The organism is Pseudomonas sp. P5_A12, assembly GCF_056400685.1.
In genome coordinates this window covers 1-1,384 of record NZ_JBFUKU010000567.1, presented here as the reverse complement: position 1 = coordinate 1,384, position 1,384 = coordinate 1, and the positions used below count along the sequence as shown (strand labels likewise).

The window sequence follows — 1,384 nt, the reverse complement described above, 5'->3', positions numbered from 1 at the left end:
GCGTACCTGTATTCTGGTCGATGACATGGTCGATACCGCCGGCACTCTGTGCCACGCGGCAAAGGCTTTGAAAGAGCATGGCGCTGCCAAGGTTTTCGCCTACTGCACACACCCTGTGCTGTCCGGTCGGGCGATCGAAAACATCGAAAATTCCATGCTGGACGAACTGGTGGTGACTAACACCATCCCGTTGTCCGCTGCTGCTCAAGCCTGCTCGCGTATCCGTCAACTGGATATCGCGCCGGTAGTTGCCGAGGCGGTCCGCCGCATCAGCAATGAAGAATCGATCAGCGCGATGTTCCGTTAAGGGCCCTGCCCTTCTCATTCATCACGTTGACGAAAAGCGCCCCGCCCCGGCATTCCTGTCGGGGCGGGGCTTTTTTGCCCATATCGCCTTTAGCGCTGGTCGCAAACGCTGGGGCGAATGTGGTTATTTTGGAGATACAACATGAACGATTTTACCCTGAATGCTGAAGTGCGTTCCGACTTGGGGAAAGGTGCGAGCCGCCGCCTGCGTCGTCTCGCAAGCCTGGTACCAGCTGTAGTTTACGGTGGCGAAAAAGCCCCTGAATCCATCAGCATGCTGGCTAAAGAAGTTGCCAAACTGCTCGAAAACGAAGCGGCTTACAGCCACATCATCGAGCTGAACGTTGGTGGCACCAAGCAAAACGTAATCATCAAAGCTCTGCAACGTCACCCGGCCAAAGGCCACGTGCTGCACGCTGACTTCGTACGCGTAGTTGCCGGCCAGAAGCTGACCGCTACCGTTCCTGTGCACTTCATCAACGAAGCTGCTCCAGTGAAGAAAGGCGGCGAGATCTCGCACGTTGTTGCTGAAATCGAAGTGACTTGCCTGCCAAAAGACCTGCCTGAATTCATCGAAGTTGACCTGGCTAACGCCGAAGTCGGCTCGATCGTTCACCTGTCCGACATCAGCGCTCCTAAAGGCGTTGAATTTGTTGCTCTGGCTCACGGTAACGACCTGGCTGTTGCCAACGTTCACGCTCCACGTGTTGCTCCAGAAGCTGCAGAAGGCACTGCAGAGTAATTTTTACTCTGTACGCCGGAGTGACCGGAAACATCGCGGACTGGAACGTAGCGAGAAAGCGGGCGAGAACGCGGAGTTTACATAATGGTAAATGAGCAATTTTCGTCCACTTTCGCCGCACACACTGATTGCGGCGATGTTATCCACCACTCCAAGGAAGGGCCCCTATCGTGACTGCCATTAAACTGATCGTTGGCCTGGGAAATCCAGGCGCTGAATACGAACAGACCCGGCATAACGCAGGGGCCCTTTTTGTTGAGCGCATCGCGAACGCACAAGGGGTCAACCTTGTCGCCGATCGCAAATATTTTGGCCTGACCGGGCGCTATTCGTATC

General features: G+C 55.2%; 2 protein-coding genes and 1 pseudogene. All 3 read left to right on the top strand.

Annotation, left to right across the window (positions count from 1 at the left end; genetic code table 11):
* Positions 1-307: ribose-phosphate diphosphokinase (gene prs, locus AC1DSG_RS31170; RefSeq protein WP_477794294.1), on the top strand; the 307-nt coding region annotated here is incomplete at its 5' end.
* A 141-nt stretch (positions 308-448) separates the two neighbouring features.
* Positions 449-1,048 carry a 50S ribosomal protein L25/general stress protein Ctc gene (locus tag AC1DSG_RS31165; protein ID WP_477794293.1) on the top strand — a complete coding sequence of 200 codons (600 nt, stop codon included), beginning with the start codon at positions 449-451 and terminating at the stop codon, positions 1,046-1,048.
* A 170-nt stretch (positions 1,049-1,218) separates the two neighbouring features.
* Positions 1,219-1,384 (top strand): annotated as a pseudogene (locus tag AC1DSG_RS31160) (aminoacyl-tRNA hydrolase); the annotation flags it as partial.